Source organism: Belnapia sp., from assembly GCF_059504005.1.
Genome location: NZ_JCACHU010000182.1, coordinates 23,768 through 45,805, shown reverse-complemented (window position 1 = coordinate 45,805; position 22,038 = coordinate 23,768). Strand labels below are relative to the sequence as shown.

The 22,038-nt window shown below is 72.9% G+C and carries 15 protein-coding genes; 3 read left to right on the top strand and 12 right to left on the bottom strand.

Features of this window, described 5'->3' with window-relative positions:
- Positions 1-10: 10 nt before the first annotated feature.
- From AC5JJ1_RS28630 to AC5JJ1_RS28590, 9 genes are all read right to left on the bottom strand, one after another.
- Positions 11-1,054: a 2-hydroxyacid dehydrogenase gene (locus AC5JJ1_RS28630; RefSeq protein WP_495788524.1), complete on the bottom strand. Its 1,044-nt coding sequence runs from the start codon at positions 1,052-1,054 to the stop codon at positions 11-13.
- Entirely contained in the window at positions 1,044-2,612 is a 1,569-nt protein-coding gene (locus AC5JJ1_RS28625) for an FGGY family carbohydrate kinase (RefSeq protein ID WP_495788523.1), read from the bottom strand. The genes AC5JJ1_RS28630 and AC5JJ1_RS28625 overlap by 11 nt, the downstream gene beginning before the upstream one ends.
- On the bottom strand, positions 2,609-3,703 hold the full coding sequence (locus AC5JJ1_RS28620) for an ABC transporter ATP-binding protein (RefSeq protein WP_495788522.1): 1,095 nt from the start codon (positions 3,701-3,703) through the stop codon (positions 2,609-2,611). Before AC5JJ1_RS28620 ends, AC5JJ1_RS28625 begins: the two co-directional genes overlap by 4 nt.
- Positions 3,700-4,794 carry an ABC transporter ATP-binding protein gene (locus AC5JJ1_RS28615; protein ID WP_495788521.1) on the bottom strand — a complete coding sequence of 365 codons (1,095 nt, stop codon included), beginning with the start codon at positions 4,792-4,794 and terminating at the stop codon, positions 3,700-3,702. The genes AC5JJ1_RS28620 and AC5JJ1_RS28615 overlap by 4 nt, the downstream gene beginning before the upstream one ends.
- Positions 4,791-5,642 carry a carbohydrate ABC transporter permease gene (locus AC5JJ1_RS28610; protein ID WP_495788520.1) on the bottom strand — a complete coding sequence of 284 codons (852 nt, stop codon included), beginning with the start codon at positions 5,640-5,642 and terminating at the stop codon, positions 4,791-4,793. The genes AC5JJ1_RS28615 and AC5JJ1_RS28610 overlap by 4 nt, the downstream gene beginning before the upstream one ends.
- Entirely contained in the window at positions 5,635-6,573 is a 939-nt protein-coding gene (locus AC5JJ1_RS28605; RefSeq protein ID WP_495788519.1) for a carbohydrate ABC transporter permease, read from the bottom strand. The genes AC5JJ1_RS28610 and AC5JJ1_RS28605 overlap by 8 nt, the downstream gene beginning before the upstream one ends.
- A gap of 46 nt (positions 6,574-6,619) precedes the next feature.
- Positions 6,620-8,062, bottom strand: coding sequence for an extracellular solute-binding protein (locus AC5JJ1_RS28600; protein ID WP_495788518.1), 1,443 nt, complete (start codon positions 8,060-8,062; stop codon positions 6,620-6,622).
- Positions 8,059-9,102 (bottom strand): sugar-binding transcriptional regulator, encoded by a 1,044-nt coding sequence (locus AC5JJ1_RS28595; RefSeq protein ID WP_495788517.1) that lies wholly within the window; start codon positions 9,100-9,102, stop codon positions 8,059-8,061. Before AC5JJ1_RS28595 ends, AC5JJ1_RS28600 begins: the two co-directional genes overlap by 4 nt.
- Before the next feature lie 342 nt (positions 9,103-9,444).
- A complete protein-coding gene (locus AC5JJ1_RS28590; RefSeq protein WP_495788516.1) occupies positions 9,445-10,035 on the bottom strand; it encodes a TetR/AcrR family transcriptional regulator in 591 nt (196 codons plus the stop codon).
- A gap of 187 nt (positions 10,036-10,222) precedes the next feature.
- Between AC5JJ1_RS28590 and AC5JJ1_RS28585 the strand changes: the two genes are divergently transcribed.
- From AC5JJ1_RS28585 to AC5JJ1_RS28575, 3 genes are all read left to right on the top strand, one after another.
- Positions 10,223-11,353 carry an efflux RND transporter periplasmic adaptor subunit gene (locus AC5JJ1_RS28585; RefSeq protein ID WP_495788515.1) on the top strand — a complete coding sequence of 377 codons (1,131 nt, stop codon included), beginning with the start codon at positions 10,223-10,225 and terminating at the stop codon, positions 11,351-11,353.
- Positions 11,354-11,479: 126 nt separating this feature from the next.
- A complete protein-coding gene (locus AC5JJ1_RS28580) occupies positions 11,480-14,647 on the top strand; it encodes an efflux RND transporter permease subunit (protein WP_495788514.1) in 3,168 nt (1,055 codons plus the stop codon).
- Positions 14,648-15,690: 1,043 nt separating this feature from the next.
- A complete protein-coding gene (locus tag AC5JJ1_RS28575; RefSeq protein ID WP_495788513.1) occupies positions 15,691-16,881 on the top strand; it encodes a sensor histidine kinase in 1,191 nt (396 codons plus the stop codon).
- A gap of 346 nt (positions 16,882-17,227) precedes the next feature.
- On the opposite strand, the gene AC5JJ1_RS28570 is transcribed toward AC5JJ1_RS28575, so the two are convergent.
- The 3 genes from AC5JJ1_RS28570 to ygfZ all read right to left on the bottom strand — a co-directional run bounded on the left by AC5JJ1_RS28570 (position 17,228) and on the right by ygfZ (position 21,993).
- Positions 17,228-20,605 carry a hypothetical protein gene (locus AC5JJ1_RS28570; RefSeq protein WP_495788512.1) on the bottom strand — a complete coding sequence of 1,126 codons (3,378 nt, stop codon included), beginning with the start codon at positions 20,603-20,605 and terminating at the stop codon, positions 17,228-17,230.
- Positions 20,606-20,692: 87 nt separating this feature from the next.
- Positions 20,693-21,160: a M23 family metallopeptidase gene (locus AC5JJ1_RS28565; protein WP_495788511.1), complete on the bottom strand. Its 468-nt coding sequence runs from the start codon at positions 21,158-21,160 to the stop codon at positions 20,693-20,695.
- Positions 21,157-21,993, bottom strand: coding sequence for a CAF17-like 4Fe-4S cluster assembly/insertion protein YgfZ (gene ygfZ / locus AC5JJ1_RS28560; protein ID WP_495788510.1), 837 nt, complete (start codon positions 21,991-21,993; stop codon positions 21,157-21,159). The genes AC5JJ1_RS28565 and ygfZ overlap by 4 nt, the downstream gene beginning before the upstream one ends.
- Positions 21,994-22,038: the final 45 nt, after the last annotated feature.

Sequence of the window (22,038 nt, the reverse complement as noted above, 5' to 3'; positions counted from 1 at the left end):
GTGCTCCTCCTCAGCACGGGTTCAGCGGCGGCAGGCCGAGCAGGTGGCGGCGCACCTCCTCGGCGGCGGCCTCGGCCGCGATGGTGACGGTCTTGACGGAGGCGCCGGCGATGTGCGGCGTCAGCGTCACGTTCGGCAGGCGGAGCAGCGGCCAGTCCGGCGGCACCGGCTCCACCGCGAAGGTCTCCAGCATGGCGCCGCCGAGATGGCCGGCGGCGAGCGCCTCGTACAGCGCGTCGTAATCCACCAGCGGGCCGCGCGCGGTGTTCACCAGCACCGCGCCCGGGCGCATCCGGGCCAGTGCGTCGCGGTCAATCATATGCGTGGTCTCGGGCGTCACGCGCGGGTGCAGGCTGACGATGTCGGCTTGCGCGAGCAGCCGGTCGAGGGCGACCTGCTCCACCCCGTCCTCGCGGTCCGCGGCGGAAAGCTGGACGTAGGGATCGGCCACCAGGACGCGGCAGCCGAAGGCCTTGAGCAGCCGCACCACCCGTGTGCCGACCTGGCCGTAGCCGATGATGCCGACCGTCATCTCGGACAGCTCGCGCCCCGTGCGGTCGGCGCGGTAGAGGTCGCCGCGCCACTCGCCGGCCCTGAGCGCCTCGTGCCCCGCGCGGATCAGGCGCGTCTCGGCGAGGATGGCGCCGATGGTGAACTCGGCGACGGCTGAGGCATTGCGACCCGGCGTGTTCACCACCCGCACCCCGCGTGCCCGCGCCGCCGCCATGTCGATGTTGACCGGGCCGCCACGTGAGACGGCGATGAGGCGGAGCGCCGGCAGCCGCGCCAGCATGCCGGCCGAGACGGGGGCGAGCTGGGTGACCAGCACCTCCGCACCGCCCACGAACTCGACAATCCTGTCCGGGTCGCCCTGGTACTCCTTCAGCCCCTCAAGGCCGGCGGTGGCGTAGCCATGCTCCATCGGCTCGTCCGGCCAAGGCAGGCGGAGGCTGCGCAGCCGCACGGCCTCCTCGCCGCAGGCAGCGCGGATCGCCGCCTCGAAGCGTTCGGGCAGCATGAAATTGTCGCCGATGATGGCGACCTCAGGCGGCATGGCCATCCGCCTCCTCCCGGACGTTATGCAGGTCGCGCCACCAGCCGCGCAGCGCCGAGCAGCCCTCGCGGTAGAGCGGAAAGAGCGCGGCGTAGCGGGCGGCAAGCGCCGGGTCGGGCGGCTCCGCCTCGCTCAGCAGCGGCGCGATCCAGGCGCGGGCGCAGGCCGCCATGTCGGGGAAGAGGCCGAGATGGACCGCGGCGATCATCGCCGTACCCGCCGCCCCCGCCTCGGGCTGCGCCACCACCCGCACCGGCCGGTCGAGGCAGGCGGCGAGCACGGCGCGCATGGTGGCGGAGCGCGCGGCGCCGCCCGCCACCCGCACCTCGGCCGGCACGCCGCCGGCGGCGAGGTAGCAGTCGCGCGCTGCGAAGCCGAGGCCCTCGTAGACGCCGCGCATCAGCCCGCTGAGGCCGACGCTGGTGTCGAGGCCGAGGAAGGCGGCGCGGGCATGCGGGTCGGTGAAGGGTCCGCGCTCGCCGGCCGTCGAGATGAAGGGATGGAACAAGGTCCCGCCCGGCCGCGCCCCTGCCGCTGCGCGGTCGAGCGCCGCCAGCAGCGCTGCGCGGTCCGGCGACGCCCCGCCGAGCGACGCCGCTTCCGCCGCGATGCCGAGCAGCCAGTCGATGTTGAGCGTCGCCGCCATGTTCGACTGCGCCTGCAGCGTGTGCCCGGGGACCGGGAAGGCCATGCAGTAGCCGGTCATGTCCGCCGCGCAGGGCTTGACGGCCTCCGGCCCCGCCGCCAGCCGCAGATGCATCCCCGTGCTGCCGAGCAGCGAGACGCCCGCCTCCCCCACGCCGTAGAGCCCGCCGCCGAGCGCGGAGCAGACCACGTCCACATAGCCGGGCACGACGGGCAGCCCGGCCGGCAGCCCGACCCGCCGCGCCGCCTCGGGCGCGAGGGGCCGCGTCTCCCGCGTGCCGTCGAGGATCGGCGGCAGCAGGCGCGCGAGGTCGCGGAGGCCGAGCGCCTCGGCCACCTCCGCCCGATAAGCGCGGTCGCGCCAGGCGCCGAAGGTGAAGCAGGCCTCGGAAGGATCGGTCGCGGCGACGCCTGTGAGCTTCAGGAAAAGCCAGTCCTTGCAATGCATCGCCGAGGCGGCGCGCCGCAGCGCCTCCGGCCGCCGCTGCGCCAGCCAGAGGAGCTGCGCCGATTGCTGGCAGGCCGCGAGGCCCGTGCCGGTATGGGCGAAGGCCGCAAGCGCCGCCGGCGTCCCGCGCAACGCATCGACGATCGCCCCCGCACGGCCGTCCAGCCAGAGCAGCGCCGGCCCGACAGGCTCGCCCGCCGCGTCCACCAGCCAGGTGCCGTCGCCCTGGCCCGTGACGGCGAGGACCAGCACCTCCCGCCCCTCCAGCCGCGCGGCGAGCTCGGCCAGCACCGCGGCGGCATCCTCCCAGGTGCGGGCCATGTCCTGCTCCGCCCCGCCGCCGGGCAGGCATTCATAGGCGTTGCGCCGGCTGGCCGTGGCCACCACCCGGCCCTCCCGGTCGAAGGCGACCGCCTTGCAGACCGAGGTGCCGGAATCGAGGGCGAGCAGGACCGCGCCGCTCATACCCGCCGCCCCCCATGCGCGAGGGCGCGGCCCGAGCCGGCCTCGAAGAGATGCGCCTCCGCCGGGTCGAGCCCCAGCGCGATCCCCTCCCCGATCCGCGCCGGCACGCGGGCGAGGGAGACGGCGACGAGCAGCCTGCCGCAGACCTCCAGCGCCACATGCGCCTGGTCGCCGAGCCACTGGTTGGAGACGACGGTGCCGCGCCACGGTCCCTCGCCCAACCACAGCCGTCCCGGCCGCACGCCCAGCACGACCTCGCCCTCCGTCACCGGGGCAGGCAGGTCGAGGCACCAATCCGGCGCGACCTCGCCATCCGCGCCGCGCAGCCGGAGACCGCCCGGCCCGGCGATGGCGGGGATGGCGTTCATCGGCGGCTCGCCGAAGAAGGTGGCGACGAAGAGGTTGGCCGGCGCGTCGCGCAGCGCGGCGGCAGGGCCGAATTGCTGCAGCTCGCCCGCCTCCATCACCGCGATGCGGTCGGCCATCGCATGCGCCTCCGCCTGGTCGTGCGTCACCAGCACGGCGGTCAGGCCGCGCTCCTTGATCAGCGCCTTCACCCGGCCGCGCAGCACCGCGCGGAGCTGCGGCTCCAGCTGGCCCATCGGCTCGTCCAGCAAGTGCAGGTGCGCGTCGCGCACGAGGGCGCGGGCGAGGCCGGCGCGCTGCTGCTCGCCGCCCGAGAGCGCTGCGGGCTTGCGGTCCATCAGCGGCGCGATGCCGAGCAGCTCCGCCACCTCGGCGACCCGCCGCCGCCCCGCCTCCCCGCCCCGTCCGCCGAGGCCGAAGGCGATGTTCTCCCGCACCGTCAGCGGCGGGTAGAGCGCGTAGCCCTCGAAGGCCATGGCGACGCCGCGGCGCGCGGGCGGCAGCGCCTCGATCTGCTTGCCCGCGAGGGTGATGCCGCCGGCGCTGACGGCCTCGAAGCCCGCGACCATGCGGAGCGTCGAGGTCTTGCCGCAGCCGGAGGAGCCGAGAAGTGCCACGATCTCGCCCGGCTGCACCGCAAGGTCGAGGTCGCGCACCGCCTGCACCGGCGCGCCGCCGCGCCGGCCCGGATAGGTCTTGGAGACGGCCCGGAGCTCGAGGCTCATGCGACGGCCACCTCCCGCCGTGCGCCATGGGCGATGCGCCGGCCGCCGGAGAAGAGCAGCGCATGGCCCCGCTCGGCCGCGGCCCAGACGGCGGCACCGACCGGGGGCGCGGCGCCGGGCAGGCTCGCCACCAGCTCCTCGCCCGAGGCGGCGCGCAGCAGCACCACCTGGCGCTCATGCAGCGGGGTCACGGCGACGACGCTCACCGGCGCCGCGCCGGGCGTGGAGCTAGGCAGCAGCGAGAGATGCTCCGGCCGCAGGCCGAGCTGCGCATCCGGCGGCAGCGCGCCGAGATCGTCGGGCAGCGGCAGCTCGAGCCCGGCGGCGCGCAGCCTCCCGCCCGGCATCGACTCGGCGGGCAACAGGTTGATCGGCGGATCGCCGAAAAGGCGTGCGACCTCGACCGTCGCCGGTCGGTCGTAGACCTCGTCCGGCGCCGCGTCCTGGGCGATGCGGCCGTCGAGCAGCACGGCGACCCGGTGGCCGAGCGCCATTGCCTCTCGGTAGTCCTGCGTCACGTAGATCGCCGCTGCGCCGGAGCGGGCGAGCAGCCGCGGCAATTCCAGCCGCATCTCGTAACGCAGCTTGGCGTCGACGTTGCGGAGCGGGTCGTCGAGCAGCAGGGCGCGCGGCTCGGCCGCCAGCGCCCGGGCCAGCGCGGTGCGCTGCTTCTGGCCGTTCGAGAGCTCCCGTGGCGCGTGGTCCAGCACATGGCCGATCCGCAGCAGCGCAGCGACGGCGCCGACCCGGCGGGTGATCTCGGCCTCCGGCAAGCGGCGGGCGCGCAGCGGGCTGGCGATGTTCTCCCGCGCCGGCAGGTGCGGGTAGAGCGCGAAATTCTGGAAGGCCATGCCAAGTCCGCGCGCCTCCGGCGGCAGGCCGGCCACCTCGCGGCCGGCGACCCAGACCTCGCCCCCGGCGCGCTCGAGGCCCGCGACGGCACGCAGCAGCACCGTCTTGCCCGCGCCCGAGGGGCCGAAGAGCACCACCGTCTCGCCCGGCGCCACCGCGAGATCGACGCCGCGCAGCACCTCCTGCTTGCCGAAGGCCGCCGTGAGGCCGCGGATCAGAAGCCCCTCCGCGCCGCTCATCCCTTCACCGCCCCGAGGCTCAGCCCCTCGACCAGCCAGCGCTGCGCATAGAGGGCGAGCGCGAGGGTGGGCAGGATGGAGAGCACGATCGCCGCCGCGATCTGCCCGTACTGGATGCCGGAGGCGGTGACGAAGGCGAGCGCGCCGACCGTCACCGGCTGCTTGTCGGCCGAGGCCAGGATGAGCGCGAAGACGAAGTTGTTCCAGGCGAAGATGAAGGCGAGCAGGCCGGCGGCCGCGATGCCCGGCATGGCGAGCGGGATAGCGATCTTGCGGAAGCCCGCCCACCAGGAATGGCCGTCCAGCCGGTAGGCATTCTCCACCTCCGCCCCCGCCTCCTCGAAATGCGAGCGGACGATCCAGAGGACGAGCGGCAGGCAGATGAGCTGGTAGACCCAGACCAGCCCGGCATAGGTGTCTGCCAGGCCGAGCTGGTTGAAGTAGAGCGAGAGCGGCAGCAGCACCAGCAGCGGTGGGGCGAAGCGGAAGGAGAGCAGGGTGAAGGCGATGTCCTCGCCCAGCCGGAAGCGGAAGCGCGCGAAGGCATAGGCCGCCGGCACGCCGAGCAGCAGCGACAGCCCGACCGAGAGGCTGGCCAGCAGCACGGAGTTGCCGAGGTTGCGCAGGAAGGTCACCTGCAGGGTGCCCGATGCCGTCTCCATCGTACCCGTCAGCAGGGCCTTGTAGTTCGCCAGCGAGGGCTCGAAGGCGAGGCTCGGTGGCAGGCGCAGGATGGTCTCGTTCGTCTGGAAGGACATCAGCAGGATCCAGACGATCGGGAACAGGAAGAAGACCAGCACCAGCGCGAGCGCAAGGCCGCGCAGGACCCGCAGCAGGAGGTCAGCCATGCGCCCGCCCTCCCTGCCGCAGCCGCATCCAGTGGCGGATGAAGAGGCGCGAGAGGGCATATGTCACGGCCCAGAGCACGACCAGCAGCGCCGCGGAGCGGCCAACATTGGTGTACTGGAAGAACTCCAGATAGGCCTGCACCTGGAAGACCATCAGCGCATCCCCCGGCCCGCCCTGGGTCATGGCGTAGACGATGTCAAATTGCTGGATCGAGTCGAGCGTGCGGAACAGCGTCGCCGTCAGCAGGAAGGGCGCCAGCATCGGCAGGGTGATGCGCAGCAGCACGAAATGCGCCGGCACGCCATCCAGCCGCGCCGCCTCGAAGGGCTGCGGCGGCAGGGAGCGCAACCCCGCCAGCAGCAGGATCACCATGAAGGGCGTGTAGACCCAGACATCGACGAGGACGACGGTGAACATCGCGCTCGACGGGGCGGAGGCCCAACGGAAGTCGCCCGCGCCGAGCTGCGCCGCGCCCCAGGCCAGCACGCCGAAGCTCGGGTTGGTCATCAGCTTCCACATGAGGGAGGCGAGCGCCGGCGCCGTCATCAGCGGCAGCAGCAGCACCACCGCCGCGGCGTCGTTCACCCGGCTGCGGCGCCAGAGCAGCAGCGCGATGGCGAGGCCGAGCAGCAGCTCGACGCCCACCGTCGCCAGGGTGAACACCGCCGAGACGCGCAGCGTGTTCCAGAAGGCCGGGTCGCTCAGGAAGTCGGTGTAGTGCTCCACCCCGATGAAGCCCCGGGTGAAGGGCATCGCTAGGTTGTAGCGCTGCAGGCTGTACCAGAGCGCGGTGAAGAAGGGCACCAGGATGCCGACGCAGACCAGCAGCGCCGGCAGGCTCAGCAGGTAGGGCAGCCAGGCGCCGGCGCGCCGAGTGCGGCGGCGGGTCGCGGCGGCCGGCAGGGGTAAGGTGGGTGCAGACTGGCTCATGCTGCCCTTTCGGCAGGGCGCGGCAAACACCGCGCCCCGCGCCGCCTCAGCCTAGGCCGGCCTGGCGGAGCTGGCGGGTCACGCTCTCGGCCAGGCGGTCGAGGCCCTCGTCCACCGGCACCTCCTTCGCCACCATCCGCTGCAGCGAGGCCGCCCATTCCGTCGTCAGGTTGAAGAAGAGCGGCTGCGGCGTGAAGTAGATCTTCGAGCCGGGTGCCGAGGCGTCGTACTGGTCGAGGTAGCCGGGATAGGACTTGGCGATGCGCGCGCGGAACTCCTCGTCTTTCCAGACGCTCGCGCGCACCGGGTTGACGAAGTCCATCTTGCGGGCGCCGAACAGCCCGTGCTCCGTGCCCGAGGCCCATTGCATGAAGGCCCAGGCCGCGTCCTTCTGCCGCGAGAAGGAGGACATGGCCAGCGACCAGATCCAGACATTCGGCGTCGGCGCCTGCGCCGCCGGGTTCGGCTTGAAGGCGGCATAGGCGATGTTGCCGCGCTCCCGGTTGTCGCCGCCATTCATGAAGTAGCCGAGGATGTCGGCGTCGAAGATCATGGCCGAGGCCCCGGCGCCGAGGTCGGTGCCGACCTGGTACCAGGTGTAGGTCGCCCAGTTCTTCGGCCCGCCCTCCTGGATCATCCTCACCCAGAGGCGGTGGAACTCCTTCGACTGCGGCGTCGCCATGGCGGGGCGCAGCTTGCCGCCCTCCACCGTGAAGTCGCGCTGGCCGTAATTCGCATAGCCCGAGAGGAAGCCCGGGTGGATCGTCGCCCAGGAGCGGCTGCCGCGCACGCCGACGCCGTAGAGCTGCCCGCCGCCGTCGCGGCTGACCTTGGCCGAGGCCTCGACCAGCTCCGGCAGGCTCTTCGGCACGCCGACGCCCATGCGCTCCAGGATGCGGCGGTTGTAGGCGAGGCTGTTCAGCTCGAAGCCCCAGGGGATCGCCCATTGCTTCGAGCCCGGCCCGCCGAGCTCCGCCCCCGGCTGGCCGGACCAGGCGGTGGAGGCGCGGAGGTTCGGCAGCACGTCGTCCCAATTGTAGTTCGGCGCGGTCTTGCCGGCGTCGCGGATGTACTCGTTCAGGTCCACCAGCCAGCCGGCCGGGCCGTACTGCCAAGTCTGGTAGGCGCCGGTCATGAAGGCGTCGTATTCGGCCGAGCGGCCCGAGAGCGTGGCGGTGACCCGGTCGAAATACACATCCTCGGGGAAGACGTCGTAGGCGACGTTCATGCCCGTCAGCTGCTTGAAGCTGTCGAGGTTCGCCACCATCGCGTCGGTATAGGGATGCTTGTTCAGCAGCAACTTGATGGAACGGCCGCGATGCCGGCCCCAGTCGAAGCCCTGCGCCAGCGCCTGCGTGGAGGCGGCGTTGAGCATCGCGCCCGCGGCGCCCGCGCCGATGCCGAGCGCGGCCATGCGCCGGCCGAATTCGCGCCGGCCCAGGCGGCCCTGTACCAGCGCCTCGCAATAGTCCCGTGCCTTCTCGGTCATTGCTTGTTCCTCCCTCGGCCTATGGTGCAGTTCTCCGGGCGAGCCGGCCTGGACGCGCCTTGGCGCAGCGGCTTCTCGAGCAACTGGCGCGCCGTCAGCTCGTCGGTGATGAGGCCGCTGACGAACCCGCCCGCCAGCACGGCCTGGATCGCCTCGGCCTTGCCCGGGCCACCCGCGATCGCCACCGCCTCGCGCCCTGCCAGGGCAGCGGGCTCGAGCGCCAGCACGCGGTCGTGCAGCGGCGTGTCCACCGGTCGCCCGCGCGCGTCGAGGAAGCGCCCCAGCGCCTCCGCCACCGCACCGGCGCGGCGGAGCGTCTCGATATCGGCCGATGAGATGATGCCCGACCGGTGCAGGAAGCCGCCGCTCCGGGCATCGCCCACGCCGAAGACGAAGAGCGTCGCCTCCTGCGCCACGGCGAGGGTCTCGGCGATCGGGCGCTGCGCCGCCAGGACGGCGCGGGACGCGGCGTCATCGGCATAGAAGGGCGCCGGCAGGAGCCAGGCCTCCGCCTGGGTCTTCTCGACTAGGCGGTGGATGACGTCGAAGGGCCCGATGCCGCTGCATCGCGGCACGCCGCCCAGGATGGAGACGAGGCGCACCGGCCTCGGCGCGGCGAGGCGCGGCAGGCGCTCCACCACCGCCGAGAGCGTGCGCCCATGGCCGACGCCGATCAGCGTATGCGTGCCCCGCTCGAAGACATCGAGGAGGAAGGAGGCACCGGCCGGGCCGAGGGCGGCGAGCGGGAGGCCGTCCTCACCCAGATCGGGGACGACCTGCGCGATCGTCAGGCCGAAGCGGTCGGCGAGCCGGCGCTCGAGGTCGAGGCAGCCGGCATGCGGACCTTCCACATAGACGCGGACCAGGCCGTCGCGGGCCGCGCGGGCGATGAGGCGATGCGCCTTGGCCGGCGCGATGCCGAGGCGCGCGCCGACTTCGGCTTGGGTCAGGCCGCCGGCGTGGTAGAGCCAGGCCGCGCGCGCCGCAAGCGTCGCCTCGGCAACTGGCTCCCTCGAATCATCTCCTCCGTTCAGGACCATGGCAGACCTGAAATTTATTTTCTCGGCTGAAAATCTTCGCGCCCGGCGCTGCCGGCTTGCAAGCCCGAATTCTCAGGCAGCCAGCCTCCACCTTGGCAAAGGGAGCGGTCTCGCGCCGACGTGAAGCGCAAGCCAAGCCGATTGCCGGCTCGGTCAATCTTGGGGACGTTGCGCCGCGTCGACGTTGTTGAGCGGCGGCACGCAAGTTCGCGCTATCGGCGATGCCTCATGGGCAAGCCGGATACGGCAAGTAAACGGATGACAACGGCGGGCACGAAACGGGCGTCTGTGCGCGGAGCCTGCGCGGGACGCGACCGGGCGGCATCGTCCGGACGCGCAGCCTCAGCGGCCCTTGCCGCTCAGCGTCTGCTCGAGGATCATCGCGGCGCTCCGCCGCAGCACGGAGGCGGCCTGCGCGCTGCCCATGTAGGGCAGGCTCGACCAGGCACCATCGACCAGCATGGCCAGCGTATCGCCGAGCAGCGTCGGATCCTCGGCTCCCGCCTCCCTCGCCAGGCCCGCAAGCTGCTGGCGCATGCGGGTCTTGTGGACGGCAACGAACTGGTGCGTCGGATGGTCCGGATCGCGGAACTCGGCCTGCGCCAGCAGCAGCGGGCAGCCGCAATACTCCGGGCGCTCCAGCTTGTCGGCGACGGCGAGGATCACTGCGCACAACTTCTCGGACGGGCTTTCGGCCCGGCCCGTCGCCTCGGCGAACCAGGCTTCATAGGCCGCCGCATCCTCCTCGAGGATGGCGGCGACGAGCGCATCCTTGCTCGGGTAGCTGCGGTAGAGGCTCATCTTCGTCGCCTCGGCGACGCGGCAGACCTCCTCGATCCCGGTGGCGCGGATACCCTGACGGTGGAACAGGTCCTTGGCCGCGCTCTGGATGCGCTGGGCAGCCTTGGGCTTGTCGGCGGTCACGCTGGACATGATCACTCCCGTTCCCGCGATGCCGGAACCATGCGGCACCGCAAAATTACCTCTTGATGAGACTGACCGGTCACTTACTATATGGGACGAACCGGTCGGTAACATCCGGCCCCGGAGATAAGCGATGCTCCCCGATCCCCGCAAGGCCCCCGCTGAAACAAAGGCCGTGAACCCTTGGTTCGGCTGGTTGGCCCGGACCCTTCCCGCCCCGACCACCCTCGCCCTGCTCGCCGGCACCACCCTGCCCGCCCCCGGCCTCGCCCAGGGCGGGCCGCCGACCCCGAGCGTCGTCGTCGCCACCCCCCTCGCCCGCCAGGTCATGGAATGGGACGAGCACACGGCCCGCATCGAGCCCTCCGCCCGGGTCGAGATCCGCCCCCGCGTCTCCGGCCAAGTGGCCGAGGTGCATTTCCGCGACGGCGCCCTGGTGCGCACCGGCGACCTGCTCTTCACCATCGACCAGCGACCCTTCCAGATCGCCGTCGAGACCGCCCGCGCCGAGCTGGCCCGCAACGAGGCGCGCCTGACCCTCGCCGAGCAGCAGGTGCAGCGCTACACACCGCTGGTGCAGCAGCGCTTCGCGCCGGAATCCGAGATGGACACCCGGCGGAGCTCGCTGCGCGAGGCCCAGGCCGGCATCGCCGCCGCCCGCGCCGCCCTGCGCCAGGCGGAGCTCGAGCTGGAATGGACCGAGATCCGCGCCCCCCGCCCCGGCCGGGTCAGCGACCGCCGCGTCGATGCCGGCAACCTGGTGCAGCAAGGCACCACGCTGATGACGACCCTGCTCGCGCTCGACCCGGTTTATGCCACCTTCGATGCGAGCGAGGCGCAGTACCTCCGCTTCGCCCGGGCGGCGGGGGGCGGGCTGCGGCAGGGCGGCGCCACCGTCCACCTGCGCCTGCTGGACGAAGCCGATTACGGCCATGAGGGCCGGCTCGACTTCGTCGACAGCACCTTCGACGCCCGCAGCGGCACCATCCGCGGCCGCGCCGTGGTGCCGAACCCGGACCTGTTCCTGACGCCGGGCAGCTTCGCCCGCCTTCGGCTGCAGGCCGGGGAGACGCCGGCGCTCATGGTGCCGGATGCCGCCGTCACCGCCGACCAGTCGGGCCGCATGCTGATGACCGTGGCGCCGGACGGCACGGTCGCGCCGCGCACCGTGCAGCTCGGCCCGCTGGTCGACGGGCTCCGCGTCGTCCGCAGCGGCCTCGCAGCGGAGGACCAGGTGATCATCGGCGGCCTGCACCGTGCCCGGCCGGGCTCCAAGGTCGCCATCGAGCAGGGCCGCATCGGCCCGAGCCCGCTCGCCGCCCGCTGATCCCTCACCGGGCAGACCCTCGCCGGCCCGGTGAAGACCCCGCTTTTGCCAGGCCTGCGATTGACGCCCTGGGTGCTTCCCCCCAGGGCCATCGCGGCCAAACCGCACCCTGAAAGGCTCCGTGCCGTGCGCCTCGCCCGCTTCTTCATTGACCGCCCGGTCTTCGCCGCGGTGCTGTCGATCGCCATCACCCTCATCGGCGCGCTGGCCGCGCTGCGCCTGCCCATCGCCGAATACCCCGAGATCGCGCCGCCCACCGTGCAGGTGACGGCGCTCTATCCCGGCGCCTCCGCCGAAACCATCGCCGGCACCGTCGCTGGGCCGATCGAGCAGGAGGTGAACGGGGTGGACGGCATGCTCTACCTCTCCTCCCAGTCGACCGGCGACGGGCGGGTGACCGTCAGCGTCGTCTTCCGCCAGGGCGTCGATGTCGACCAGGCCCAGGTGCTGGTGCAGAACCGCGTCGCCATCGCCGAGCCGCGCCTGCCCGAGGAGGTGCGGCGCCTCGGCATCACGGTGAAGAAGGCCTCGCCCGACCTGCTGATGGTCGTGCACCTGACCTCGCCGGACGGCAGCCGGAGCCCGGACTACGTCTCCAACTACGCAACCCTCGCCATCAAGGACCGGCTGACGCGGCTGGACGGCGTCGGCGACGCCCAGGTCTTCGGCGCCCGTGACTATGCGATGCGCGTCTGGCTCGACCCGGACCGCACCGCTGCCCGCGGCCTCTCCCCCGGCGACGTGGTCCAGGCGCTGCAGCGGGCCAATGCACAGGTCGCCGCCGGCGCCATCGGCCAGGCGCCGCGCGCCGCGGAGGCCGGCGCCTTCGAGGTGAGCGTGCAGGCGCAGGGCCGCCTCGTCTCGCCCGAGCAATTCGACGAGCAGGTGGTGGCAACCGGCGCGGGCGGCGCCCCGGTGCGGCTGCGCGACGTGGCGCGCACCGAGATCGGCGCGGCCGACTACACCATCAACGCGCTGTTGAATAACCAGGTGGCGACCGCCATCGTCATCTTCCAGCGCCCCGGCAGCAACGCCCTGCAGACCGCGGCCGCCGTGCGGGCGACGATGGAGGAGGCGGCGCCGACCTTCCCCACCGGCATCGGCTACAGCGTGGTCTACGACCCGACGCGCTTCATCGCCCAGAGCATGGAGGCGGTGCTGCACACCTTCGCCGAGGCCGTGGCGCTGGTGGTGCTGGTGGTGATCCTCTTCCTGCAGAACTGGCGGGCGGCGGTGATCCCGCTGATCGCCATTCCGGTCTCCATCATCGGCACCTTCGGCGTGCTGCTCGCGCTCGGCTTCACGCTGAACTCGCTCACCATGTTCGGCCTGATCCTCGCCATCGGCATCGTCGTCGACGACGCCATCGTCGTCGTCGAGAATGCCGAGCGGCACATGGCCGAGGGCCTGTCGCCGCTCGAGGCGGCGCGGCTGACGATGGACGAGGTGGGCTTCGCCCTCATCGCCATCGCCCTGGTGCTGGTCGCGGTCTTCCTGCCGACCGCCTTCATCACCGGCATCGCCGGCGCCTTCTACAAGCAGTTCGCGGCGACGATCTCGGTCGCCACGCTGCTCTCGGCGCTGGTCTCGCTGACGCTCTCGCCGGCGCTGGCGGCGCTGCTGCTGAAGCCGCACGGCCACGGGCCGCGCTCGCGCTGGCTGCTGCCGGTCGGGCTGTTCTTCCGCGGCTTCAACTGGGTGTTCGACCGGCTCTCGCTCGGCTATGGCGGGCTGACGCGGCGGCTGGTGCGGCTGCCGGTGCTGCTGCTCCTGGTCTATGCCGGGCTGCTGGGGCTGACGGGCCATGGCGTGCTGACGACGCCGACCGGGCTGATCCCGCCGCTCGACCGCGGCTACTTCATCGCCGCCTTCCAACTCCCCCCGGGCGCCAGCCTCAGCCGGACGGATGCGGTGGTGCGCCGCGCCTCGGAGGCGATCCTGGCGACGCCCGGGGTCGAGAGCGCCGTCGCCTTCGTCGGCTTCGACGGCGCGACCTTCACCAACGCGCCCAATACCGGCGTGGTCTTCGCCAGCCTCAAGCCCTTCGAGGAGCGGACGCGGGCCGGCCTCACCGGCAACGGCATCCTGGCCGACCTGCAGCGCCGGCTGATGGGCGACCCGGACGCGCAGGTCCTCGTCATCCCGCCCCCGCCGGTGCCCGGCATCGGCACGGGCGGCGGCTTCAAGCTGATGATCCAGGACCGCGCCGGCCGCGGCCCGCAGGCGCTGGAGGCGGCGACGCGCCAGGTCATGATGGCGGCGAACGGGACGCCCGGCATCGCCTTCGCCTTCAGCCTCTACAACACGGCGACGCCGCAGATCCGCGCCGACATCGACCGGACGCGGGCGGAGATGCTCGGCGTGCCGATCTCCCGCGTGCACGAGGCGATGGGCATCTACATGGGCTCCGCCTTCGTCAACGACTTCAACCTGCTCGGCCGCACCTGGCGCGTCACCGCCCAGGCCGACATGCAGCACCGGATGGCGGTGGAGGACATCGCGCGGCTCCGCACCCGCGCCGATGACGGGGCGATGGTGCCGCTCGGCAGCCTTGCCACCTTCCACGAGACCTCCGGCCCCTACCGCGTGCCGCGCTACAACCTCTACCCGGCGGCGGAGCTGCAGGGGGCGGCGCTGCCCGGCATCTCCACCGGCCAGGCGATCGCGGCGATGGAGGAGGTGCTGAAGGCCAACCTGCCGGAAGGCTTCGGCTATGAGTGGACCGAGCTGGCGCTGCAGGAGCGCATCGCCGGCAACACCGCGCCCATCGCCTTCGGCTTCGCCGTGGTCTTCGTCTTCCTCGTGCTGGCGGCGATGTACGAGAGCTGGCTGCTGCCGCTGGCGGTGGTGCTGATCGCGCCGATGTCGGTGCTGGCGGCGCTGCTGGGCGTGAAGCATGCCGGGCTCGACAACAACGTGCTGGTCCAGGTCGGGCTCGTCGTGCTGGTCGGGCTGGCGGCGAAGAACGCGATCCTCATCGTGGAATTCGCCCGCGCGGCGGAGGAGGAGGGGATGAGCCGCTGGGATGCCGCCGTCGCCGCGGCGCGCACCCGGCTGCGGCCGATCCTGATGACCAGCCTCGCCTTCATCCTCGGCGTGCTGCCGCTGACGGTGGCGACCGGGGCGGGTGCGGAGATGCGCCAGAGCCTCGGCGTCGCCGTCTTCTACGGCATGCTGGGCGTGACGCTCTTCGGCCTGGTCTTCACGCCGGTCTTCTACGTGGTGGCGCGTGCCCTGGCGCGCCGCCGCAGCCCGCGCCTCGCCGAAGGGCAGCCGGGCATATCGCCTGGGTGAGCGGACAGGCCGCCGCGGCCCGGGAATGACCGAGGTCGGATGGACGAAGCCATGCGTCCATCCCATTCTCTCCCAACCTGTAGTGACGGCACCGTCGCAGCCGGTCATCCGCCGGACATCCCTCGTGCGGTGCGCCAGGGTTGCCGAAGCTCCGCCTTCCTCAGCGGCCCGACCCCATCCGGCGCGGGGAATCCGCAGGCGCTTGGCACGGCGGCGTGCCGTGTCGTCCTTCCCGATCCTTGTCCGGGTTGCGGCGTGCGCTCCCGCCCTCGTCGGCTTCCGGCTCCCGGCGCCAAGGGTGCGCGACGCAGCGCGAGCGCAAGGTCGTCCGCCGCACAAGGCTTCCGGAGGCGTTCGAAGTCCTGCTGCCCCTTCGCGGCGAGACCGTGGTCGTAGCTGGATCACGCAGCCGGCACGCGCTCCTCAAGCCCCTGACGAATGACCGGCTCTCGCCGCGCTCGCCGGTGATGGCGGCGGCCAGCCTGCGGTCCTTGAGGTCCTAGCCATTGGGTGGCGACGTTGGTGACGAGGCTCTCGGCCCGTTTCTTCGAAGCTCATGCGCAGGCTCGGCTCGCCATAGAGCGTCGCCTTTGCAGGAGGAAGGCCATGGCGAAGGGCGTCCTGCCGCAGCCTGCCCCGCAGCAGAGAAGCGAGTGCCGGCGGGCCTGCTGCCGAGGGTGACGTCGTCGAGGCCGGCGATGCCGGTCGGCGCCCTCGGCAGGGCTAGCCTCGATGCCGACACTCGGGGGCATCGCTTGGCTCATCCTGGGGGCCCGCGTCCCCCAGCGAATAAGGAGGCGCCATCTCGTATCACCCAGCCCATGCCATGGTCGGCCTGCCAAGCCGCGGACAGCCCCCTCGCACGTCTTCCACCGTCGGCGTAACCGGACATCGAGTGAACACCGCCCTGCCCCGCCGCCGATCCAGGGCGGTGGCAGCGGGAACGCCACCTCCCCAAGATGTTTTCCGGCAACCTTCTTGTCATGTTCCCCGTTTTAGCCACGGTGCCGGCGGCGAGCGGCAGCCCGTCAGGAGAGGCAGCCTTGGACGAACGCAGTCATCCGTCCGGGGAGGATGATCCAAGCCAAATCGTCGAGGCGTTGCGCCTCGCCCGCGCCGAACTCGCCGCGGCCCGCCAGGAGGCAACCGAGGCGCGGGCCCGCGCCGAGAGGGCGGAAAAGTCGGCCGCCATCCTCTCGGACCTGACGGCAGCGCTCGGTGCGCTCTGGGTCGCCAACGCGGACAGCGGCGAAGGCCTCTACGTCTCGGATGGGGTGAGAGGCCTGCTCGGCGTCTCGCCCGACGACGTGCTGCCCGAGGCCGGACGCTGGCTCGCCCGGGTGCATCCCGATGACCGCGACGCCGTCGCAAACCGGTTCAACACGCTGTGCCGCGGAAAACCGGCCGAGGTGACCTATCGCGTGCTGCCGCCCGACGAAGGGCGCGCCGGCGCGGCAGGCCGGCCCGCCGCGCGCTGGGTCAGCGATCTCGGCTTCCCGATCATGGATGACCGTGGGCGCGTGCGGCGCGTTGCCGGCTTCGCGCGCACTGCCGGTTGCGAGGGAGGGGAGGAAGGGCTGCGACGGCTGCTGCTGGCGGAGCTGAACCATCGCGTGCGCAACGCCCTGGCCGCCGTGCAGTCGGTCGCCGCCAGTACGGCCCGGGGCGCGGCGGATGCCGGCAGCTTCTGGGAAGCCTTCGCCGGCCGGCTGCGCGCGATGGCGCGGGCGCATGACGTGGTCGCCGGCCGCGGCTGGACGGAGGGGGCGGACCTGCGTGCGCTGCTGGAGGCGGAGCTCGCGCCCTATCTCCAGACCGCCGGGGCGCATGGGCCGCGGGCGGAGATCAGCGGCCCGCCGGTCCAGTTCGGTCCGGCGACGGCCCTGGCCCTCGCCCTCGCCCTGCATGAGCTGGTCACGAACGCGGCCCGCCACGGCGCGCTGGCCGTTGCGTCGGGCCGCCTGCAGGTGCGCTGGTCGGTCTCGGCCGAGTCACCAGTCGACCGATCCTCCCCGTCGCGGCTCCGCCTCGATTGGCTGGAGCAGGGGGGGCCGGCGCCGGCGCCGCCATTGCGCCGGGGCTTCGGCACCCGCCTGTTGTCGAACGCCCTGCCGGCGCAGCTCGGGGGCCGGGTGTCGCTCGACTTCGCCCCGTCCGGTCTGCATGCGGTCATCGAGGCGACGCTCCCGAGCCTTGGCGAGCCGGTCTACGCACCGCCCCCGGCCCACCGGTAACGCGGCCGGACCGGCGCCCTGCCTGGCACGGGCCTCCGACAGCCTTGGGGTCTCGGGCCCCCTGCACGGGGGGCCGACCCGCAGCACCGTGGCGGTGCGGAAACTGGTCCTTCAAGCCCCTGCACGATAGCGTCCCGCCCCGCTCGCCCAGACCGCGGCCGCGGCTCCGCACCCGACACCCGCGACCGGCCTCAGGCTGCTCCGCCCGACCGCCGCGGATGCGCTGCGAACCTCGGCAGCCTGTCAGGACAAACTCCGGCCGGGCGGCCTCACCCGTTCGGGGCGATTGACGCGCCTCGGCAAAAGGCCAGAGCGGCTTCCGTACGCATTAGCTACGGGCGCCGTTCTAGATCAGGTGATAGTCCGGCAGCGCATAATGCTCCGGCACCGGGTCGAGCGTCGGCAGCAGTTCCGGCAGGAGCGCATGATCGAGCCCGGGATCGAATGTCCGGATCGGCTCATGGCCAAGCGACGGCATGGTGTCCGACGCCGGCCCGAAGGTGAAGCTGTCCGTCAGGATGGTGTCGCCCACGACCGGATGCAGCCCGGCCTGGTCGGCTCCTTCCTTGCCATCCAGGGCCGAGGTCGCAGGGATGCCCTGCTCCGTTACGGGCACCGTCCCAGGCTGTTTGGCGCCTGCCGGGTCCACGGCGGCCGAAGCCGGTACGGACGAACCCTCCAGCGCACCACGATCCGCCGCTGGCACGGCTTCAGGGTTGAGCGCCCCTAGCGGAGTGCTCACGATCGGCCCAGCAGGCGCCGCATCAACCGTCGTCGACGCTTCAACCCCGGTCTTCGCCGTATTCGGCAGGCCGGTGACAACCGGCTCAACCGCGCTCGCAACGGTCCCGTGATCCGTTGGCGTTCCAGCCGCCGGAGCCTTCGTGTCACCGCCCGGCACCGGCACAGGCAGCCCGATATCGGCTCCCGGGCCACCAGCCTTCGGCAGGCCGGCGAGAACCGGCTCGATCGTGCCCGTTGGGGTCCCGTGATCCGTCGGCGTTCCGGCCGCTGGACCTTTGGTGTCGCTGCCCAGCACCGGTCCCAAGACCGGACCAGGCAGATCATGGTCTGCTACAGGACCATCCGCTTTCGGCAGGCCGGCGAGAACTGGCTCGACCGTGCCCGTAGGAGTCCGGTGATCCGTCGGCGTTCCAGCCACCGGATCCTTCGTGTCATCGCCGAGCACCGGCTTCAAGACCGGCACAGGCGGCCCGTGATCGGTTGCAGGGCCATCCGCTTTCGGCAGGCCAGCCAGCACCGGCCTCAAAGCACTGCCGGCCGCGCCGGAATCCATTGCCGCCCCTGATGCATCGGTGATCCCGGGCGAGACGCCCGATACCGGTCCAGGGGCCTCGCCAGATGGGCCATGAGCGGCATCCGATCCGGTTCCTGGATCGGGCATTCCCGGCAGGCCGGCCAGCACCGGCCCCGCCGGGCCAGTTGGCGTGCTCTCGTCCTTCGGCGACGCGGTCGCCGATTCGACGGTCGTAGGCAAGCCGCCTAGCGATGGGCCCGAAGGTCTGCCAGGCGCATCATCGCCATTCCCCGATCCAGCCTTGGAGCCACCGGCATCGAGTTGGCCGCCCAGCACTGGCCCCAGCGGCTCGCCGGACGGGCCATGCTCCGTCGACTGCCCCGGATCGGCCGGCCCCGGCAGGCCGCCCAGCACCACGTCCAAAGCCCCGCCGAAAGGTCCGTGATCGGGGTCCGACCCGCCTCCTGGATTGCCCGCGCCCGGCAGGCCACCCAGCACCGGCCATGGCGCGTCGCCAGCCGGCCCGTGATCGGCTCCTTCCCAACCAACCGGATCGGGTGTCCCCGCCAAGTCACCGAGCACCGGCCCGACCGCGCCGATCGGCGTGCCCTCGTCCTTTGACGGGCCGGCCTCGGACTCCGCCGTTCCGGGCAGGCTGCCGAGCACGGGCCCCAAGGGCCCGGCAGGCGACGCATGATCGCCTCCCAGCCCGGTCCCCAAATCGACCGTCGCTGGCAAGCCACCCAGCACCGGCAGCGAAGGGCTGCCCGGCACGCCGTGATCGGTCCCCGATCCGGCCGCTGGGTCGATCACCCCTGCCAGGCCACCCTGCACCGGCTCCAGAAAGCCGGGCGACGCGCCATGATCGCTCCCCGGAATACCTCCTGGATCGACCGCTCCCGGCAAGCCGCCGAGCACCAGCCCCGGCGGCCCGTCAGTGGTGCCAGGACCTGCCGCCAACCCGCCCCCGGGATTGATCGCCGCCGACAGGCCGCCCTGCACCGGCCCCGAAGCGCCAGCCGCCGCGCCATGACCACCCGCCGGAGCGCTTACCCCCGGCAAGCCGCCGAGCACCGGCCCCAGCGGCCCGTCGCTCGTGCCGTGATCCGCCGCCAGCCCGCTCCCGGAAGCGATTGTCTCCGGCAACGCTCCAGCCATCGGCCCGGCCGTGGCGTCGGCTGCCGTGCTGCCCAGGCCGGAGGCCAGCGCCCCTTCGGCAACCGGTCCGGCCGAGCCGAGTCCGGTGCCGACAACGCTTCCCAGGACCGGCAAGCTGGCTCCTCCGGAATCCGGGCCCGGCACACCGCCCTTCGCCAGCTGGCCGACGCCGCCCTGGTCGATGGCCCCGTGGGTCGTGCCGAGGGCCGGGACCGCCGCATGGTCGCTCCCGCCGCGGCCGGCCAAGGCTGTCGGCTGCTGATCTGCCTGCGGGGCCGAGCCAGACGCGCCGCCATCCGCCTTCGTCTCGGCGATCACGGCCTTCACCGGCGCCGCCACCTTCCCCAGCTCGACCCCGGGGAGATCCAGCGACGCCAGCCCCCCCACCGCCATGCCCGGCCCCGCCCGCGAGGCGACGTCCGCCGCCGGCGTCGCCCAGGCCACCGCCGCGTGATCGGAATCGGCGACGGCATGGCTGGACTGGCTCGGCATATCCAGCTTGGCGGCAACCACCTGGGCGACGGCCGGCGCGGCATGCACCACCTCCGCGGTCGGCGCCTGAGGCTGCGCTGCATCCACCGCCTTGGCGCCTTCCACGGCCTTGGCGCCCTCCACAGCCTTGGCCGCTTTCCCGGCATCGGTGACGGCACGGGCCTGCGCCACCGCCAGCAGGGCCGCATCGGCCCCACCGACCGCCTGCGCCTCCGCCGCCTGCACCATGCCAAGCCCCGCCGCCGCCTCGGCCAGCAGCCACGCCTTGCCGATCACCTCCGCCCCGGTGGATCGCACCTCGCGCACCGCCCAGGCATCGGCCTCGGCGCGCAGGATGTTGGAGGGGATGATGGTCGTCCCCCGCGCCATCTGGCGCTCCTCCCCGGTGTCGCCGCCCTGCCCGCCACGGGCCGGGGCGCCCGCGTCGCTCCCGCCCTGGTCCAGAAGGCTTCCCGGCTCCGACCCGGCCATAGCGATGCTGGCCCCGGCGGCGCCGGCGCTGCGCCCCGCGGCCATCTGCTCCGGCGCCACCGCCGCCGCCTCACCCGAGGCGGAGGTCCCGCCCTGCGGCCCCAGATTGTCCAGCACCGCCGCCAGCATCGCCGCGCTGAGCCCGAGCCCCGCCACCGGCGGCGAGATCATCCGCTCCTGCAGCCGTGCCCGCGTCCAGCGCCGCGTGCTCTCCTGCAGCTCCTTCTGGCTAAGGGGCGGGGGTGCCGGCCGCGGGCTCGCCTCGCCGGGCTCGAGGAAGGCGGCATCGGCCTGCGCCGCGCCACGCCGGAACATGCTCGCCCGCTGCCAGGTGTCGATGCCCATCCAACACGTCCTTCGTTGCGCGCGGTAAGCGGCTCCAAAGAAAATTGTATACAATAACCCCAGGCAATCCCGCCCATCACGCTCCGGCTAGCGGCACGGGCCGAGTGCCAGATGCGCCGCGGGGTCCTGCCGCACCCCATCCGCCAGCAGCTCGAAATGCAGATGCGTGCCGTAGGTGATGCCGGTCCGCCCGACCCGCCCCAGCCGCTCGCCCTGCGCGACCTCGCGCTTGCCCGAGGCCAGCGCCGGCACCACCGCACCCAGATGCGCATAGCGCGTCACCCAGCCGCCTGGATGGGTCAGGTCGATCTCGAGCCCCGCAGCCCCGCGCCGGCGGATCGCCGCCACCCGCCCCGCCGCGGCGGCCGTCGCCCAGGCCCCTGCGGGCGCCGGCAGGTCGATGCCGCCATGCAGGCGCGAGGCCCGTGGCCCCGCCCCCTCCCGCGTCCCGAAGGGCGAGGAGATGCAGGCCGGCGCAACCGGCGGCACGAGCGAAGGCGCCTCCCCCGCCGCCCCCAGCATCAGCGCGCTGAGGCCGAGCAGCGCCGGCCTCACCCGCGCGCCGCCACCTCGCCCGGCAGCGCCATCCAACCCGGGATGCGCGGGCGGATCACCGCCTCGCCGCAGCGCAGGGCCCGCCCATCCAGCGCCTCCAGCCGCAGCTGGGCGATGCCCCGTGCTCCACGCCCGGAGCGCATCTCGCCCATCTCCACCCCCTCGGCGGTGACGGGGGTGCCCGGCCCCGGCAACGGCCCCTCGACCTCGACCGGCACCAGCCGCCGCTTCAGCAGGCCGCGATACTTGGTCCGCGCCGTCAGCTCCTGGCCCATGTAGCAGCCCTTGCTCCAGGAGACGCCGTGGAGCTCGTCGAACCCCGCCTCCAGCAGCAGGCTCTGCTCGCCGAGGAGATCACGGCTGCCCTCGGGCAGGCCGAGCGCCAGCCGATGCGCATCCCAGTCCTCGGCGGCGGCATCCGCCGCCGGCGCCTCGGCCGCGACCAGGCGCCACCCCGCCGCCTCCAGCCGCGGATCGGCCACGGCACCCGCCGGCATCGGCGCCCCGCCCCAACCGACGGCCACCGTCATCTCCCCGGACAGGTCCCGCAGCGCGACCTTCGAGCGCAGCCGGAACCGCCCGAGCCGCTGCGCCAGCATCCCCGCCTGCGCCCGCTCGCAATCGAGCAGCAGCCGCCCGCCCTCGGGCCCATCCTCGGCATGAATGAAGAAATCCGCCAGCCACTTCCCCTGCGGCGTCAGCAGCGCGGCGAAGACCGCCCGGCCCGGCCCGGCCGCGGCCACGTCGTTGGAGACCAGGCCCTGGAGGAAGGCCACCCGGTCCTCCCCCGCCACTTCCAGCACGCCCCTCTGGGGCAGGATCGCTATCGGCATGCAACGGAGTTGGCCCGCCCGCCCCGCCGCGACAAGCCCGGCGCG

Bases quoted from the DNA above. Each gene is read 5' to 3' on its own strand.
- AC5JJ1_RS28590 (WP_495788516.1), bottom strand. From the start codon at position 10,035: ATGTCCAGCGTGACCGCCGACAAGCCCAAGGCTGCCCAGCGCATCCAG.
- AC5JJ1_RS28600 (WP_495788518.1), bottom strand. From the start codon at position 8,062: ATGACCGAGAAGGCACGGGACTATTGCGAGGCGCTGGTACAGGGCCGC.
- AC5JJ1_RS28610 (WP_495788520.1), bottom strand. From the start codon at position 5,642: ATGGCTGACCTCCTGCTGCGGGTCCTGCGCGGCCTTGCGCTCGCGCTG.
- AC5JJ1_RS28615 (WP_495788521.1), bottom strand. From the start codon at position 4,794: ATGAGCGGCGCGGAGGGGCTTCTGATCCGCGGCCTCACGGCGGCCTTC.
- AC5JJ1_RS28625 (WP_495788523.1), bottom strand. From the start codon at position 2,612: ATGAGCGGCGCGGTCCTGCTCGCCCTCGATTCCGGCACCTCGGTCTGC.
- ygfZ (WP_495788510.1), bottom strand. From the start codon at position 21,993: ATGCCGATAGCGATCCTGCCCCAGAGGGGCGTGCTGGAAGTGGCGGGG.
- AC5JJ1_RS28620 (WP_495788522.1), bottom strand. From the start codon at position 3,703: ATGAGCCTCGAGCTCCGGGCCGTCTCCAAGACCTATCCGGGCCGGCGC.
- AC5JJ1_RS28630 (WP_495788524.1), bottom strand. From the start codon at position 1,054: ATGCCGCCTGAGGTCGCCATCATCGGCGACAATTTCATGCTGCCCGAA.
- AC5JJ1_RS28595 (WP_495788517.1), bottom strand. From the start codon at position 9,102: ATGGTCCTGAACGGAGGAGATGATTCGAGGGAGCCAGTTGCCGAGGCG.
- AC5JJ1_RS28605 (WP_495788519.1), bottom strand. From the start codon at position 6,573: ATGAGCCAGTCTGCACCCACCTTACCCCTGCCGGCCGCCGCGACCCGC.
- AC5JJ1_RS28570 (WP_495788512.1), bottom strand. From the start codon at position 20,605: ATGGGCATCGACACCTGGCAGCGGGCGAGCATGTTCCGGCGTGGCGCG.